14 protein-coding genes are annotated in these 16478 nt (G+C 44.1%); 11 read left to right on the top strand and 3 right to left on the bottom strand.

What is annotated here, in order from left to right:
* Positions 1-82: 82 nt before the first annotated feature.
* A complete protein-coding gene (locus tag H0W44_05390) occupies positions 83-2167 on the bottom strand; it encodes an EAL domain-containing protein (protein MBA3581872.1) in 2085 nt (694 codons plus the stop codon).
* 119 nt (positions 2168-2286) lie between these two features.
* Positions 2287-3309 (bottom strand): EF-P beta-lysylation protein EpmB, encoded by a 1023-nt coding sequence (gene epmB / locus H0W44_05385; GenBank protein MBA3581871.1) that lies wholly within the window; start codon positions 3307-3309, stop codon positions 2287-2289.
* Between the two features lie 43 nt (positions 3310-3352).
* Between epmB and efp the strand changes: the two genes are divergently transcribed.
* From efp to H0W44_05350, 7 genes are all read left to right on the top strand, one after another.
* Complete coding sequence (gene efp, locus H0W44_05380; protein ID MBA3581870.1) at positions 3353-3922, top strand: elongation factor P; 570 nt, start codon at positions 3353-3355, stop codon at positions 3920-3922.
* Between the two features lie 21 nt (positions 3923-3943).
* Positions 3944-4966 (top strand): EF-P lysine aminoacylase GenX, encoded by a 1023-nt coding sequence (gene genX / locus H0W44_05375; protein MBA3581869.1) that lies wholly within the window; start codon positions 3944-3946, stop codon positions 4964-4966.
* A gap of 21 nt (positions 4967-4987) precedes the next feature.
* Positions 4988-5509 (top strand): RDD family protein, encoded by a 522-nt coding sequence (locus tag H0W44_05370; protein MBA3581868.1) that lies wholly within the window; start codon positions 4988-4990, stop codon positions 5507-5509.
* Between the two features lie 267 nt (positions 5510-5776).
* Positions 5777-7408, top strand: coding sequence for a benzoate-CoA ligase family protein (locus tag H0W44_05365; GenBank protein MBA3581867.1), 1632 nt, complete (start codon positions 5777-5779; stop codon positions 7406-7408).
* 106 nt (positions 7409-7514) lie between these two features.
* Positions 7515-7796, top strand: a complete 282-nt coding sequence (locus H0W44_05360) for an Lrp/AsnC ligand binding domain-containing protein (protein MBA3581866.1) — start codon at positions 7515-7517, stop codon at positions 7794-7796.
* Between the two features lie 89 nt (positions 7797-7885).
* On the top strand, positions 7886-9658 hold the full coding sequence (locus H0W44_05355) for an acyl-CoA dehydrogenase (GenBank protein MBA3581865.1): 1773 nt from the start codon (positions 7886-7888) through the stop codon (positions 9656-9658).
* Positions 9659-9700: 42 nt separating this feature from the next.
* On the top strand, positions 9701-10477 hold the full coding sequence (locus tag H0W44_05350) for a ferredoxin--NADP reductase (GenBank protein MBA3581864.1): 777 nt from the start codon (positions 9701-9703) through the stop codon (positions 10475-10477).
* A gap of 47 nt (positions 10478-10524) precedes the next feature.
* Here H0W44_05350 and H0W44_05345 read toward each other — a convergent pair whose 3' ends face one another.
* The gene (locus H0W44_05345) at positions 10525-12108 is read right to left on the bottom strand and encodes a GMC family oxidoreductase (protein ID MBA3581863.1); all 1584 of its coding nucleotides are present in this window, start codon (positions 12106-12108) and stop codon (positions 10525-10527) included.
* A gap of 154 nt (positions 12109-12262) precedes the next feature.
* On the opposite strand from H0W44_05345, the gene H0W44_05340 reads away from it, so the two are divergent.
* From H0W44_05340 to H0W44_05325, 4 genes are all read left to right on the top strand, one after another.
* A complete protein-coding gene (locus tag H0W44_05340) occupies positions 12263-13144 on the top strand; it encodes an NAD(P)H-binding protein (GenBank protein MBA3581862.1) in 882 nt (293 codons plus the stop codon).
* A 199-nt stretch (positions 13145-13343) separates the two neighbouring features.
* Positions 13344-14114 (top strand): hypothetical protein, encoded by a 771-nt coding sequence (locus H0W44_05335; protein ID MBA3581861.1) that lies wholly within the window; start codon positions 13344-13346, stop codon positions 14112-14114.
* 375 nt (positions 14115-14489) lie between these two features.
* Positions 14490-15536 carry a peptidase M29 gene (locus H0W44_05330; GenBank protein MBA3581860.1) on the top strand — a complete coding sequence of 349 codons (1047 nt, stop codon included), beginning with the start codon at positions 14490-14492 and terminating at the stop codon, positions 15534-15536.
* A 120-nt stretch (positions 15537-15656) separates the two neighbouring features.
* Positions 15657-16478, top strand: coding sequence for an alpha/beta fold hydrolase (locus H0W44_05325; GenBank protein MBA3581859.1), 822 nt, complete (start codon positions 15657-15659; stop codon positions 16476-16478).

Genomic DNA, 16478 nt, shown 5'->3' with positions numbered 1-16478 from the left:
GAAGATTAGTAGTTGTTAGAAAAAAGCCGCCGTTATATAAGTAACGGCGGCTTTTTTATTGCGTATAAATAAATAATAATGTTTAAGTTAAGCCAGAAGAAAAATCATAATCCATTGTGTCAGAAGGACCTTGGAAGAAGTTGCCTTGTGTGAAGTTTGCGCCAATGACCCATAACACTGACAAACTCGCCGCATCTTCAACGTGTTGCACGATAGTGTATTTTTTTAATTCTTGCGCTTTAGCCGTGATTTCTTTTAATGTTTCTTGGTTTTGCTCGTTGCGTGACAAGTCTTGCGTAAAGTCTTTATCAAATTTTAAAAACTGTGCAGGCACGAGCGTTAATAATTTAAAGGGATCAGGCCCTTTGCCAAAGTCATCAATAGCAAAACCACAGTGAATGGTTTTAAGCAAGGTCGCAAACGCTTGCGCTAATTTTAAATGGGTAATAACGGCTTCTTCTTTGACTTCGAAAATCAACCTGCCTTTAGGTAAATCAGCCGCTTTGGTTTTTTCACCAATCCAGCGGAATAACTCTTTATCTTCAAGTGAGCCGCCGGTGAGCTTCACAAAAAACACAGTATTCGGACGCGTTTTTAAACGATTGGTTAATTGACCGAGTGCATTACTAATAACCCAACGATCTAACACTTTCGACATTTTAGTGCGTTCGGCCGCGGGTAAAAAGTCGCCGGTAGAGACGCGCTCACCTTTTTCATTGCGCATTTCCATAAAAACTTCATAACGTTCCATTGTGCCGCCATCGAGCTGCACAATGGGTTGATACAATAAATGAAAACGTTTTTCATCGAGCGCAGCTTTGAGGCGCTTAACCCATGCAGCATCCATTTGCTTTTGAGTCATTTCGCCTTCTTTCGGACGATACGTTGCTAAGCGATTGCCGCCTTCTTCTACCGCCGTGTTATAAGCTTTTTCAGCACGCGCAATACCTTCGTTAACATCTAATTCTGCATCGTCCACAATGCTGGCGCCGAGTGATGCATTGATCGTGACAGATTTTGAACCTACCGAACTAATCTGTTCACCGATAACTTTGATAAGCTTGTCGCTGAGCATTTTTAGTTTTGCTTCATTGCCGTGTGGTAATAAAATTAAATATTTACCACCTTCGTGACGACCGGCTAAATCTTGTTCGCTGATATTTCTTTTAATTAAATCCGCAATATCGGATAAGACTTGATCGCTACCGACTAAGCCAATAACTTCTTGGATTTGTTTGAAGTTATCAATGCCGAGCAATGCAAGCGTTAATTGTTTGGTCGCAGTGACTTGCGGAATGACTTTGCCAAATTTTTCTAAAAATGCTTGGCGATTTAATAAACCGGTCAGTGGATCAAGCTTGCTGAGCTTATGAATTTGTTCTTCTAATTCTTTAGAGTCGGTTTGTTGCCGAATAATAATCTGTGTGCAAGGCTCGCCTTCAATGCTGGCAGGGCTGAATTCCATTTTGGCGCGGAACTCATTATTTTGGGTGTTCGTTAAACGTGTTTCGTATTCAATCGCTTTGTCGCTGTGTTCATCTAAACCGCGTAAGAATTTTTTGAAGGTTTCTTGTTGATCCGAAATTACCAAATCCATAATTGGTAAACCTTCGATATCATCAAAGGCGGCGAAGCCCAATAATTCTAAATAGGCTTTGTTTGCATAAACGTGCATACCAACGTGAACATAGGCGATAGCATCGCGAGAATTATCCATTAATGCGTGGTTACGCGCTTCGGCTTCTTTGTAAAGTTTTTCGACAACTTTGAAATCTTTTAATGCGCGTGAGCGTTCAAATTCGCGTTTGACGACCAGCGTTAGATGATCTAAGTCGCGACGAATTATGCGATCACAAGCGCCATTTTTGAGTGCATCAATAATGGATAATTGTTCGGGCGTATCACAAATTACAATGACGGACGCACTGGAATCAGTTTTTTCTAAAGCGACTTTTAACTCGGACAATGATGGAACTGTTTTATTTTTGTAACTGAAGAAAATAATATGCGGTTGATGTTGTTGCAGGACTTCTGCAATTTTATCTTCTGCTCGCAAGGACTGCGGACGCACAGCAAAGCCCACTGACCGTGCTGCTTTTAAAAAGTTTTCGGCTTCATTGGCAGAGTCTTCTATGACCAGTATTCTGACTGCGTTCTCTTTCGCCAACCTGGATTCCTCGAAGTCTTAATGGATGACTTATGAGTAATAAGCACATCTTAAATAGAATGGGTATTCTCTCAGCTTTTGAACATTTCGACCAGTTGGCCAATAGCTGAAGGGGTTTTTCAGCGAGCGACCCACGTTTTGGATAATTCACCCGGAATTTCGCGCACTAAACGAGGCAATAAATAACCGGGTAATTGTGCTTGTAGGTTTTGCCAGAGCGCCAGCGCCTCAGCTTCAGGCACTTCAAAATGTTGGGCACCCTGCACACGATCTAATAAGTGCAGGTAATAGGGCTGTACGCCGTGCGCGAATAGGTTTTCCGCTAAATTGACTTGTGCATCAATTGAATCATTAACGCCTCGTAATAAAACGGTTTGATTGTATAGATGCGCACCCGCATTGCGTAAAGCGCGCAAAGCCAGCACAACCTCATGATTGATTTCATTGGCATGATTGGCATGAATCACATGTACGTGAGTTTTTCCGCTCGCGGCGATCAATTGTAGTAACTCAGTATCAATACGTTCGGGTAACACCACGGCTAAGCGGGAATGCAGACGTAGGCGTTTGATATGCGGGATGGTGGCTAAACCTTCCAATAAAGGTGCCAGTCGTTGATTGCTTAAACTCAATGGATCGCCGCCACTCAGAATAACTTCTTCGATATCGTTGTGTTGCCGCAGGAAGGTGAGCGTGTGTTGCCACTGGGCTTGTGCTGCGTGCTGGTCGTTATAAGGGAAACTGCGTCGAAAACAATAACGGCAATGAATTGCGCAGGCACCGGTGCTGATTAATAAAGCACGACCGTGATATTTGCGCAAAATACCGCTTTGTTGCACTGCGGCTAAATCACCTACTGGATCATTGCTAAAGCCCGGCGTTGTTTCGCATTCGGCGGCCAAGGGTAAAACTTGGCGCAACAAGGGATCGTTGGGATCACCCTTACGCATACGGGCGGCATAGCCCTGCGGGACTAATAAAGGAAATAATTTGGCTGCTTGCCGTGCGGCTAATAAGCGGGCCGGGTCGTTTAATTGCACATAATTCAACAACGCTTCCGGATCGCGAAAAGCTTGATTGAGCATTTTCTGCCAAATAGGTAGTGCATGAGATGCGACGACAGACGAGGACTCAGGTATCATACCGCCCCTTAGAATCAACACCCAGTTGAGACGGAGTGATTGCGTGGCATCATACAGCACTAGTGAATTTAAGTCCGGCTTGAAAGTCTTATTTGATGGTGATCCGGCCAGTATTGTCGAAAACGAAATTGTGCAGCCGGGTAAAGGCCAAGCCTTTAATCGGGTCAAAATTCGTAATTTAAAAACCGGTCGTGTAGTCGAACGCACGTATAAATCTGGTGATTCTATTGAAGCCGCTGACGTGGTCGATACCGATTTACAATATCTCTATAACGATGGCGAGTTTTGGCACTTCATGGATACTGAAAGCTACGAACAATTAGCTGCAGATGAAAAAACCGTGGGTGACGCAAAAATTTGGTTGAAAGAACAAAGCACCTGCCAAGTGACATTATGGAATGGCCAACCTTTATGTGTAACGCCGCCTAATTTTGTGGTGTTACAAATAACCGAAACTGATCCTGGTGTGCGCGGAAATACCGTGCAAGGCGGTACGAAACCAGCCAAATTAGAAACGGGCGCGGTGGTGTATGTTCCGTTGTTTATCGATCAAGGTGAGCTGATTCGTGTGGACACGCGTAATAACAGCTACGTGTCGCGGTTTAAAGAATAAAAAGAATAATTAGTCATCTCAATGACTGAGCAATGGCAGCCCGGAATTACGCAGCACACATTGCGGATCCGGGCTGAATTATTAAAAACCCTTCGAAATTTTTTTGCGGTGCGTGATGTATTAGAAGTACAAACGCCGCTGCTGTCACGCAGTGCTAATCCAGATCCGAATGTCATTCCGCTCACGGCTAAATTGCATTTACGTGGCCAACCTACTGCGCACTATTTACAAACCTCGCCTGAATTTGCAATGAAGCGTTTGTTGGCAGCGGGCAGTCCTTCTATTTATCAAATCGTAACGGTATTTCGTGATTACGATTTAAGTGCGCGACATTTGCCTGAGTTTGCTTTGTTGGAATGGTATCGCATCGACTTTGATCATTACGCGTTAATGAACGAAGTAGAAATGTTGTTACATGAATGCCTGCATATTGTACAGCGTGATTGTCCTGCGGTGCCGCGTTATTCTTATGCGCAGTTATTTCAACAATATGCTGGTTTTAATGCTGATTTTGATCCAAATAACATCAGCGCGGCTACGCTGCGAGAACATTGTGTTGCTGCTGGTTTTGCTATTCCTGATAGCATGTTGGATGCAAATAATGTTTTAAATAATCGCGATGTTTGGTTGGATTTTATTTTGAGTTTGCATATCTTGCCGCAGTTACCCAAATCACCTTTATTTATTTATGATTATCCTGTCTCGCAAGCGGCCTTAGCGCAAATTGTAATGGCATCCGATAAGGTCACGCCGGTTGCCGCACGTTTTGAATTACTGTGGGGTGATCTAGAATTGGCGAATGGTTTTTATGAATTAACAGATGCGATCGAACAACGACAACGTTTTGAATCTGATCTACAACAGCGCGCACAGCGCGGCTTGTCTGCTGTGACGCTTGATGAAAATTTTTTAATGGCATTGCAAATGGGATTGCCGCGTTGTGCAGGTGTTGCTTTAGGCATTGAACGCTTGCTGATGGTGTTGTTAGACGCGACGCATATACGCCAAGTCACTGCATTTGCCGATGACTTTGTAAATGAATAACTGCTTAAAGTGAGGTTATGAATGCGAACAGTTTTTTTGTGCGTAACTATTTTGTTAGGTGTAATAACTTTTTTAGTGGTATTGAATACCCGCAATGAAAGTCGGATTTACGCGAGCATCAATATTCGATTTTTTGCAGCGTGTCCAGTCTTGGTTGTAATGTGGGCGGGGGTGTTTGCATTATTTCCGAATGAAGAGCAGCCGCTGTGGCATTGTCTGTTAATGCTCATTCCTATTTTATTATTTGCTTTATATGGCGCGTGGTTTGAAAGCTCTGCAGAACGCGCCGGCTTGAGTAAACGTGCATTTGCTATTGTGGTAGTCAATAAAAATGGCAAAACCCTTAGCTTTAAACAAGCATGGTCGCGCAATTTTTGGAAATTATTGTTGTTGCCGCTCGCGCCGTTGAGTTTGTATTTAGCGGGACGGGATGCGCGGCGACAAAGCTTGCATGATCGAATGGCCAATACCTTTGTAATGTGGAAAGACCCGCGATTTGATAATAAAGACCAGGAGAGTGGCTATAAAGTCGAATATAAATAGTCCATTGTTGTGCAAGATAAGGTTCTTATCCTCGGTAATTGCTGCAAAATGGTGCGTAGTTCACGGCTTTTTCGCAACCATTGACAGAGCAGCTTTCGCGTTTAAAATGTGCGGCCGCAAAGGGGTCTCTGCTTGTTCAGCGGAACACGTTAGAGCGCAGATTTCACCGCCAACTTAAGAAAAGTTGGGCTGGCAGGCACTTTGCCTTGCTGATGTTACGACCATATGTACGTTAAATGATTTGATTGCAATCCTCCAGGGGGAAACATGAGCGCTCCAACCGCACATATCGACACTTTTGTTCGTGATGGCTTACCGCCCGTCGCTCAGTGGCCAGAGTTTTTATTTGATTTACCCGAACTGCAATATCCTGAAGTGCTTAATTGTGCGACTGAGTTATTAGATAAACATGTGGCGGCTGGCAAGGCCAATAAGGTGGCTATTTATTCGGATAGCGGTAATTGGACTTATGGTGAGTTGTTAAAAAAATCTAATCAAATCGCCAATGTGTTAACGCAAGATTTAGGTTTAGTCGCAGGCAATCGCGTGATTTTACGCGCGGCTAATAATCCCATGTTAGTTGCTTGTTGGTTCGCAGTAGTGAAAGCCGGCGGTATTGTCGTGACGACGATGCCGATGCTGCGTACTTCAGAATTAGAAGCCATTATTAATAAAGGTAAAACCAGCATTGGTTTGGTTGATAGCCGTTTAGCCGATGATTTGCGCAAAGCCGCGCAGTCTTCCAAAGACCTCAAGAAAGTAGTGTCCTGGGGCGATGGTGAATTGGAAAAACTGATGGCGAGTAAATCGGATCAGTTTGAAAACGTAAAAACCTATCGTGATGATCCTTGTTTATTAGCATTCACCTCCGGCACGACGGGTGTACCAAAAGCTCCTGTGCATTTTCATCGTGATGTGTTGGCGATGGCCGATTGTTTTGCGCGTTACACTTTAAAGACCACTGAAAATGATATTTACGCCGGCAGCCCACCGTTAGCGTTTACGTTTGGCTTGGGCGCAGAGTTAATTTTCCCGCTGCGTTTTGGCGGATCCGCCGTCATGATTGAAGCACCTGCGCCAGGTGTTTTATTAGATTACGTACAAAAATACAAAATCACCGGCTTATTCACCGCGCCTACGGCGTACCGTGTCATGACCGCCGACGTGAAGAAATTCGATATTTCTAGTTTACGGTTCTGCGTATCAGCGGGGGAGCCTTTGCCCAAACCCACTTCTGATGGTTGGTTTGAAGCAACGGGCCACCGTATTATTGATGGCATTGGTTCTACTGAAATGATTCATATCTTTATTTCAGCCGCAGGCGATGAGATTCGCCCAGGTGCTACCGGTAAACCCGTGCCGGGCTATCAAGCCTGCGTGTTGGATGATGAAAATCAGCCTTTACCTGCAGGTAGTATCGGTAAATTGGCGGTTAAAGGCCCTACCGGTTGCCGTTATTTGAATGATGATCGCCAAGCAAACTATGTTGCGAATGGTTGGAATGTGACCGGCGATACTTATCAAATGGATGAAGACGGTTATTTTTGGTTTCAAGCGCGGGCCGATGACATGATCATTTCGTCTGGCTACAACATTGCAGGACCTGAAGTGGAAGTGGCGTTGCTAACGCATCCTGCGGTGAAAGAAACCGGCGTTGTCAGTTCGCCTGATGAAGATCGTGGCAATATCGTCAAAGCCTATATTGTGTTGCATGATGATCAGAAAGCGAGTCCGGAGCTGATAAAGATTTTGCAAGATCATGTTAAAAATACTATTGCACCGTTTAAATATCCACGGGCAATTGAGTTTGTAGATAGTTTGCCTAAAACCAATACGGGCAAAGTACAGCGTTTTAAATTGCGTGAAATGGAATTAGAAAAAGCCAAAGGCGCTGCCTAATTTTTTGCGCAGTTAATGTGGTTCAAGTATCGCCGGAGCTAGACTCCGGCGATTTTTTTATGCACGCTTAGTCTCATTATTGATTTAGCCAGGAAAGGAGCACCGCATGGTCAGCGCCGTTGTTTTAATTAAAGCCGAACCACAGATGATTAATGAAGTCGCGGAAAAATTGGCAGCGCTCGATGGTTGCAGTGAAGTATTTTCGGTTGCAGGACGTTATGATTTAGTCGCGATTGCACGTGTGACACGGAATGATGAATTAGCAGATTTAATCAGCGTGCGTATGGCAAAAGTGGGCGGTATCGTCAGTTTGGAAACCTTGATTGCTTTTAAAATGTATTCACGTGATGAATTGGAATCGGCTTTTTCTGTCGGTATGGAAGAATAAGCGTTTAGTAGTTCATTACTCCGAATTTTTTATGAATTAAACCTGCGCTGCTGAAGCGGCGAGTGTTATTACTTTAAGGAGCATCACCAATGACCGATTACATTGCCCCCGTGCGCGACATGATGTTTACCTTGCAAGAGTTGGCGGGTTTAGATGCCTTGAATCGTTTGCCTGCGTATGCAGAAGCGACACCTGATATTGCTGAAGCTGTTTTAACGGAAGCAGGTAAGTTAGCGAATGGTGTAATCGCACCTTTGAATGTTTTAGGTGATCGCGTCGGCGCGCGCGTGGTCGGTGATGCAGTGGTCGTCCCTGATGGTTTTAAAGAAGCGTACGATCAATACGTGGAAGGTGGTTGGCCTGGCATGGCGTTATTTCCAGAATTTGGCGGCCAGGGTTTGCCGCAAATTATTGGCGCGTCGCTAATCGAAATGATTTCATCAGCGAACTTAGCATTTTCATTATGTCCCGTATTAGGTCATGGTGCGGCAGAAACAGTAGAAGCCCATGCGAGTGACGCTTTAAAAGCAACCTATTTACACAAAATGGTTTCCGGTGAATGGACGGCGACGATGAATTTAACTGAACCGAGTGCGGGTTCGGATTTATCTGAATTAAAAACCAAAGCGATTCCGCAAGGCGATCATTATTTAATTACCGGCCAGAAAATTTTTATTACCTGGGGCGAACATCCGCTTACTAATAATATTGTGCATTTAGTGTTAGCGCGACTGCCTGATGCACCCGCAGGCACGCGCGGCATTTCATTATTTTTAGCGCCAAAATTTTTAGTTAATGCCGATGGTAGTTTAGGTAAACGCAATGATTTACGCGTGGTCTCGGTAGAACACAAAATGGGCATTCACGCGAGTCCCACCTGCATCATGAGTTTTGGTGATAACGGTGGTGCGGTAGGCTATTTAATCGGCAAAGAAAATGCTGGCTTAGCGTGCATGTTTACAATGATGAATCACGCGCGTTTGTCCGTAGGTTTACAAGGTATTGGCGTTGCGGAACGTGCTTATCAAAGCGCCGTTGCGTATGCCAAAGAACGTCGTCAAGGTCGTGTGCCGGGCGTTGAAGGGCAAGTCAGCATTATTAAACATCCCGATGTGCGTCGTATGTTAATGACCATGCGTGCATTAACGGAAGCGAGTCGTTCTTTAGCGTATGTGGCGGCAGCTTCTTTGGATTTTGCGCATCATGCCGACGATGAAAAAACCAAAGTCTTTCATCAAGCACGCGTCGATTTATTAACGCCCATCGTTAAAGGTTGGGCCACAGAAATTGCACAAGAAGTTACTTATTGGGGTGTGCAAGTGCATGGCGGTATGGGTTTCGTCGAAGAAACCGGCGCTGCGCAATATTCTCGTGATGTGCGCATTACCGCTATTTACGAAGGCACTAATGCAATCCAAGCCGCCGACTTAATTCGCCGCAAAATTTTTATGGATAAAGCGCAAGCAGTGAATCAATTGCTTGATGATATGCAAAAAACGGTTACTGATTTAGCGCAAGCTGGCAGCAGTTTTGCAGCGACGCATACGGCTTTGAAAAAAGGCGTTGAAGAATTACAAGCCGGCGTGCAGTGGGTTATACAAAACTTTGAAAAAGATCCTGCTGCGATGGGTAATGGTGGTTGGAATTTCTTGATGTTGATGGGCACCGTTACCGGTGGTTGGTTGTTAGCAAAAGCTGCATTAATAGCCGAGCAAAAAATGCCGAATGATAATTATGCCAAAACCAAAAAAATCACCGCACGTTTTTATGCTGATCAAATAATGCCCAGAGCTAATGCCTATTTAGCGGCCGCACAAGCCGGTGCAGAAAGTGTAATGGCGTTTACAGAAAGTGATTTTTAATATTTTTTTAATCTTGATGATTCACGTAGGTGTGATGTAGTTATGTCAAAATTTATCACTGAAACTGTGTTGCATGTGCAGCACTGGAATGAAACCCTGTTTAGTTTTTCTACCACACGGGATAGTAGTTTTCGTTTTGAAAATGGTCACTTTGTGATGATTGGTTTGGAAGTAAATGGTAAGCCCTTAATGCGCGCTTATTCTATTGCCAGTCCCAATTACGCTGAGCATTTAGAGTTTCTCAGTATTAAAGTACCCAATGGCCCATTAACATCACGTTTACAGCATTTAAAAGTAGGCGACAAAATTTTAATGAGCACCAAGCCTACGGGTACCTTGGTCGCACATGATTTATTGCCGGGTAAAAATCTTTATTTGTTTAGCAGTGGTACCGGCTTAGCGCCGTTTATTAGCATTATTCAAGATCCGGATGTGTACGAAAGTTTTGAAAAAATTATTATGGTGCACGGTGTGCGTTATGTCAGTGAATTGGCGTATCACGATTTTATTAGCAAAGAATTGCCCGATAATGAGTTCTTTGGTGAATTAGTCCGCGAAAAATTAATTTATTATCCTACTGTTACGCGCGAGCCCTTTAGAAACCAAGGCCGCCTTACGCAACTAATTGAGATTGGTAAATTATGTAAAGATATTGGTTTGCCGCCACTCAATCCGGTTACTGATCGTGCCATGATTTGTGGTAGCCCTGCCATGTTACAAGATACGCGTAATTTATTAGATGCGCGTGGCTTTAAAATTTCGCCGCAAACCGGCGTGCCGGGCGATTATGTGATTGAGCGTGCGTTTGTTGAAAAGTAGTGCTTACAATGAATTGAAATTTATTTTTTGATTTTTTGTAGGTTTTTTTAACTGGCGTAGTCACGATAATTTTTTAATAAATGTTCGACGCTGCGTGCAGCTAACGCATATAAACTAAACGTCGGACTGACCGCTCCTACGCTAGGAAATAATCCGCCACCCGCAATAATTAAATTAGGAATGTCATGCGTGTGTCCGTAACTATCAGTTACGGAGCTGCGTGGATCCTTGCCCATGATAGTGCCGCCGAGTACATGCGCGGTGACGAGTGGGCCATTCCAACTTTGTTCAGACCCTGCTGCTTTAAAAATTTCTAAACCTTGTTGATTAACTGTTTGCCACAAGTTGGCGCTGTCTTTATGCAAACTGTGCACAACATGCGCACGCGGTATACCAAAAACATCGCGTTCTTTACTGAGTTCCACGCGATTATCTTTTTGCGCAAGCGTTTCATTCACGGAGCTCATGGTGCCCATGTGTTGCGCGGCTTGTTGCATGAAAGTGTGTAATTTTGCACCAAACAAATCTGGCCGTGTCATCGCAATGCCTAATATATCGTTAGGTTTTAATGCGGTGCCAATGCCCCACATGTAACTACCGAAACTATTTTTTTGTTTTTTATTATCGTAATGATCTTGGCAAATTAATTGGCCGGTAGGTACACCCAGATAATTATGAGTTTCATCAGTAAAAATACCGTAGACACTACTAATGCTATGACAACTAAAATAATGGCCGACTAAACCACTGCGATTCGCTAAACCATTAGGAAACTTGTTGTTAGCGGAGTTGAGTAAAATGCGCGGATTTTGAATGGCAGAGGCGGCGAGTATCACGAGTGTTGCGTTAATGTTATGTACGTTGCCGCTAGCATCAAAATATTCTGCGCCACTGACGCGATTTTTTTTATCCATCAAGAGTCGACTAACCGTTACGCCCGTAATAAATTGCGCACCGGCTTTGCGTGCTTGTGGAATATGCGTAACTAAAGGATTCGCAAGCGCTTGAATAGGGCAACCTGCATCGCACCAACCATCATAAATACACGCAGGCCGATCATTATAAGTAGTGGTGTTAATGGCGGCGGGAGTTGCCGCCGTGTGTAATCCTAATTTATTAAAACCACGCGCGATGATGGCGCTGTGCGGAAAATTCGGCATCGGTGGCATTGGATAATCCGCTGCAGGCGGACGCCATGTTTCAGCTTTACTATCACCACTGACACCAATTTCAGTTTGAATTTTATCGTAGTAAGGACGCAGATCTGAATAAGCAATAGGCCAATCTAAACCGCGACCATACGCACTGTGCAAATTAAAATCATTTTCGTGTAAGCGCGGCCAACCTGCGTAATGATGTAATGCAGCGCCTCCTAAACCCCAACCGGTTGCCATGTTATGACCAATCGCATGAGTGCCGCTGCGTTCGACTGCAGGACCGCCCCATTTCAAACGTCGCGCCCAAATTTGTGAACTGTATAAATCACGTAACTCCCACGCCGGACCTGATTCCAATACCGTAACCGTTTTACCTGCACTCGCAAGTTGTGCAGCGTAATACGCACCCGCGGCACCGGCGCCAATGATTAATACTTCGGTTGCTGCTGGATAGAGTGAGGATTCGTTTTTCATGGATCTCTACATATTGTGAGTGGTCTGCACTGACCAAAAAGCGTGTGTCTGTTAAGATAAGCAACGCATATTCGTTAAGCTTGCATCATGCCATGAGTTGATAATGCACTAATCCACTCACCGACTAAAGAGCGTAATTCAAAGAGGAATTGTTATGCCGCATACCGTATTAATTGCAGGAGCAACAGGTCGTTTAGGTGAACCCGTCGCGCGCCGTTTATTGGCCGATGGTTATGCTGTGCGTATTTTAGCGCGTAATACTACACAGGCACGGCAACAATTAGGCGAAGGTTTCGCGTATGTGGCAGGAGACGTAACACAAGCAGAAAGTTTGCCTGCGGCGTTGGTCGGTGTGGATTCAGTTTATATTAGTTTGCGCGGCACCAATACGATTGCCAGTTATGAGCAGAATGAATTATTAGGCACACAAAATTTAGCAAAAGCAGCAGCGCAAGCGGGTGTGCAAAGAATAGTGTATTTATCCGGCGCAGGTGATTTGGCCGCGCATGCCGATTTTCCTGTGGCACGTATTAAGTTGGGCGCAGAGCGTGCGTTAATAGAATCAGGTGTACCTTATACTATTTTACGTGCCACCCATTTCATGGAATTTTTGCCGATGTTTGTGCGTGGCAAACGCGCAACAGTGATAGGCCATCAACCACATGCTTATCATTATTTAGCCGTCGATGATTATGCTGAAATGGTCAGCCAAGCGATAAAAAATAGTGCGGCCGCCAATACAACATTAACCGTGTATGGTCCTAAAGCGTACACTATGCAGGCGGCGTTAGAAGTGTACAAACAAATTTGTGCGCCCAATATAAAAGTAGATAGCTTACCGCTGCCACTATTTAAATTTATTGCGTGGTTAACGCGCAATCCCGATATGCGCTGGGCTGCGATCTTGTTCAGTGGTTTTCAACGGATTGCTGAATTAGGTGCGGCGCAGAGTAAAGAAGCAAATGAATTATTGGGTGAGGCCGGCACGACATTAGAGCAATGGTGCGAAAATTATAAAATGCATTTAAAGCCATAAAAATATTTGTAACCTAAATGTTTTATTCGCGTTACGATATAGTATAAATTAAGCCTATGGGTTACCCGCTACAGAGACGTTCTAACGTCCCGCTTAAATTTGCGTACGTTTATAAAGAACTTCTGCTTAGCATAATTTAACTAATATAAAGCCTACTGTGAATTTTAGGCTAAATAACCGCCACTATAGGGATTTATTAATGAGCGTAGAACGATTGGCCAGTGCTTTGCGAAAAGCGTATCAAAAACGGGAAGCCTTTGAGATAACACCAGAACATATTCCTGCTTCTTTAGAAGAGGCGTATGCAGTGGCGGATGCTCTAGTAGAAGATGCAGTAGTAATCGGTTGGAAAGTAGGTGCGACCACCATTGAAGGCCAAAAATTTCTCAATATTAAAGCTCCCTTTAGTGGCCGCATTTTTGCTCGCACGCTATACCATTCTCCGGCGGTATGGCCCTTGCGCCATGAACCTATCAGTGTCGAACCTGAAATCGGTTTTTTGCTAGGTCAAGATTTAGTAGACCTAGGACAACCTTATGATGTGCACACTATTTTGCCAGCGATTAAAGCCGTAGTGCCAATGTTAGAAGTGAATTGGTCTTGTTATATAGATCCTTTTAAATTTGGTGGTTTGCCCTTAGTGGCCGCCAATGGCGTGAATGTAGGCGTGATTGTTGGGCCAAGTGTTTTTGATTGGGGACCTGAAACCGCGAAACAAGCGAAAGTATTTGTGTCGTGTAATAACAATGTCGTTGAACAAGGCCAAGGCAGTATTGTATTAGGCGATCCTTTGAATGCCTTAGTTTGGTTGGCTAATCATGGCGTGCAAAATGGTCAGATCTTGCGTGCAGGTCAATATATTGCACCAGGCGCGTTAACCCGGCTGGTGCATGTACAGTTAGGTGATCAAATCACCGCCGATTTTGGTGCGTTAGGTAAAGTCAGTGTCACGATCAGTAGTGCACCTTAAATGATGTAAAAGATCACACCGACGATCTTGAAGATCGGCGGTGTGTTATCCGTAATTTCAAAAAGAAAAATACACGTGCTGCAATCTTATTAACGGATCATGTTGTGCGTTGATCGAATAAGGGTAGCGTCTCTTTATTATTACTTTTCCCCGTATCGCCTTCACAATCACCATAAAGACCTGAATTCCGGGGTGGAATACGTGGATTAAGGTGTTTTGTATTGTGCTCCACACTGAAAGTTATGGGGGGCATTCCAAAAAGCATTAGCTATTCGGTCTAGTCGAGACCACCATTTCCTTTAGTATTTGTCCCTTATTGCGGCGCATTGTGTTTCTTAGCCGATATGCCTACGTTTGTTTTCTAGGAGTTCCGTAATGTTGAAAGATCGTATTGAAGGCAAATGGATTGATAGTTTTGTTTACATGTTTGAATGTTGCAACGTCAAAAAAGGCGATGTGGTAGCGATTTTGTCGGAAACCCAATCGCGTGAAATTAACGTGCATTTATCTGAACTCGCTTTATTGCGCATTGGTGCGCGTCCTTTCCATATTATCTTGCCGACATTGCCGCAGGATGCACCCGTGCCGGTGCGTTCAACGGGTTCATCGTATGTGATTGGTGAATTGGAACCAGTATTAAAAGCGTTAACCAGTGTGGGTTTTATTGCTGATTTAACGGTGGAAGGCGTGATTCATTCGCCTGAAACACCGATTATTTTAGGTTCCGGTGCACGCAGTGTTTATATCAGTAATGAGCATCCTGAAGTTTTAGAACGTCTGCCGCCTAATCCTGCATTAAAACCAAAAATTCAAGCCGGCAAAGAAATGATGCAAAAAGCCAAATTGATGAAAGTCACATCAAAAGCGGGTACTGATTTAACCGTTACCATGACGGGTGCACGTGTGGGTGGCAATTTTGGTATTTCAGATAACCCGGGTCAGTTGTCTAGTTGGCCAGGTGGCATTAATAGTTGTTTTCCTGCGGTGCATTCTACTAATGGTGTGCTGGTATTAGATCGTGGTGATATCAATTTAACCTTTAAGCGTTATTTAGAAAATCCTATTAAATTAATTATCGAAGATGATTTTGTTGTCGATATTCAAGGCGATCATTTTGATGCAGAAATCATGCGCAGTTATTTTGCGGCATGGGGCGATAAAAATGCGTACGGTGTATCACACGTTGGTTGGGGCATGAATCCTGGCGCGCGTTGGGATGCGCTGATTATGTATGACAAAGGCGAAGTAAATTGCACTGAACAACGCGCATTTGCCGGTAACTTTTTATATTCCACGGGTGCGAATCCTTCAGCGGGTCGTTACACCTTGGGTCATTATGATTTGCCTGTGCGTAACACCACGATTGATCTCGATGGCAAGATCATTATTAAAGATGGCATATTGCAAGGCGAATTGGCTTAATCCTTTTTTAACTTATCATTGCCGTGTTTAACGCGCGGCAATTTTTTTATTGGCATGGATGTCTTGCGTACCCAACGTATTCAGCGTACGTGTTCTTGCAATCATGACACGAGTTACATCATGCAAAATATTCAAACAATTAAAATTGCCGGCCAGCCACAGATCGCGGTGGATGTTGCAGGTGCTGGCCCTTTATTAATTATGATGCACGGCATTGGTGGTAATAAAACTAATTGGCGCGCGCAAGTGAGTGCATTTAGTGAATTTTTAACGGCGGTTGCTTGGGATGCGCGTGGTTATGGTGAATCAGATGATTACGCTGGCCCATTAAATTTTGCAGATTTTAGCCAAGACTTATTACGCATCATGGATCATTTTGGCGCTCGTAAAGCACACATTATGGGATTGTCGATGGGCGGGCGCATTAGTTTAGATTTCTATGCGCGTTATCCAGAAAGAGTCGCAACATTAACGTTGTGTGATACCAGCGCAGGCTCTAAAAAAGTTGCAAGCGCAGAAGAAGTTGATAAATTTTTAGCTTTACGCAAACAACCTTTATTAGACGGTAAAACGCCGGCCGATATTGCACCCGATGTAGCAAAAAGTTTAGCTGGCGTTTCAGTGACACCGGATAAGTTTCAATTGTTAGTTGATAGTTTGGCCGAGTTACACGCCGAGTCGTATATGAAAACCTTAGACTGTGTAACACGTTATACGTCATTCCCCGAGTTTAATACGATCACAGTACCCACTTTATGCGTGGTGGGTGAAGAAGATCGGATTGCTTTGCCGGAATACGTTAAACATATGGCCGATAATATTCCCGGCGCTATTTTCCGCGAATTACCAAAAGCGGGACACGTCTCAAATGTAGAACGGCCTGAACTTTTTAACGCGGCGGTTTTACCTTTCTTGCAACAACATCGCACATTAGCTATTTAA

This window comes from Gammaproteobacteria bacterium (assembly GCA_013817245.1).
Lineage (GTDB): Bacteria > Pseudomonadota > Gammaproteobacteria > HTCC5015 > HTCC5015 > JACDDA01.
This window is presented reverse-complemented; position numbering and strand designations above follow the sequence as displayed.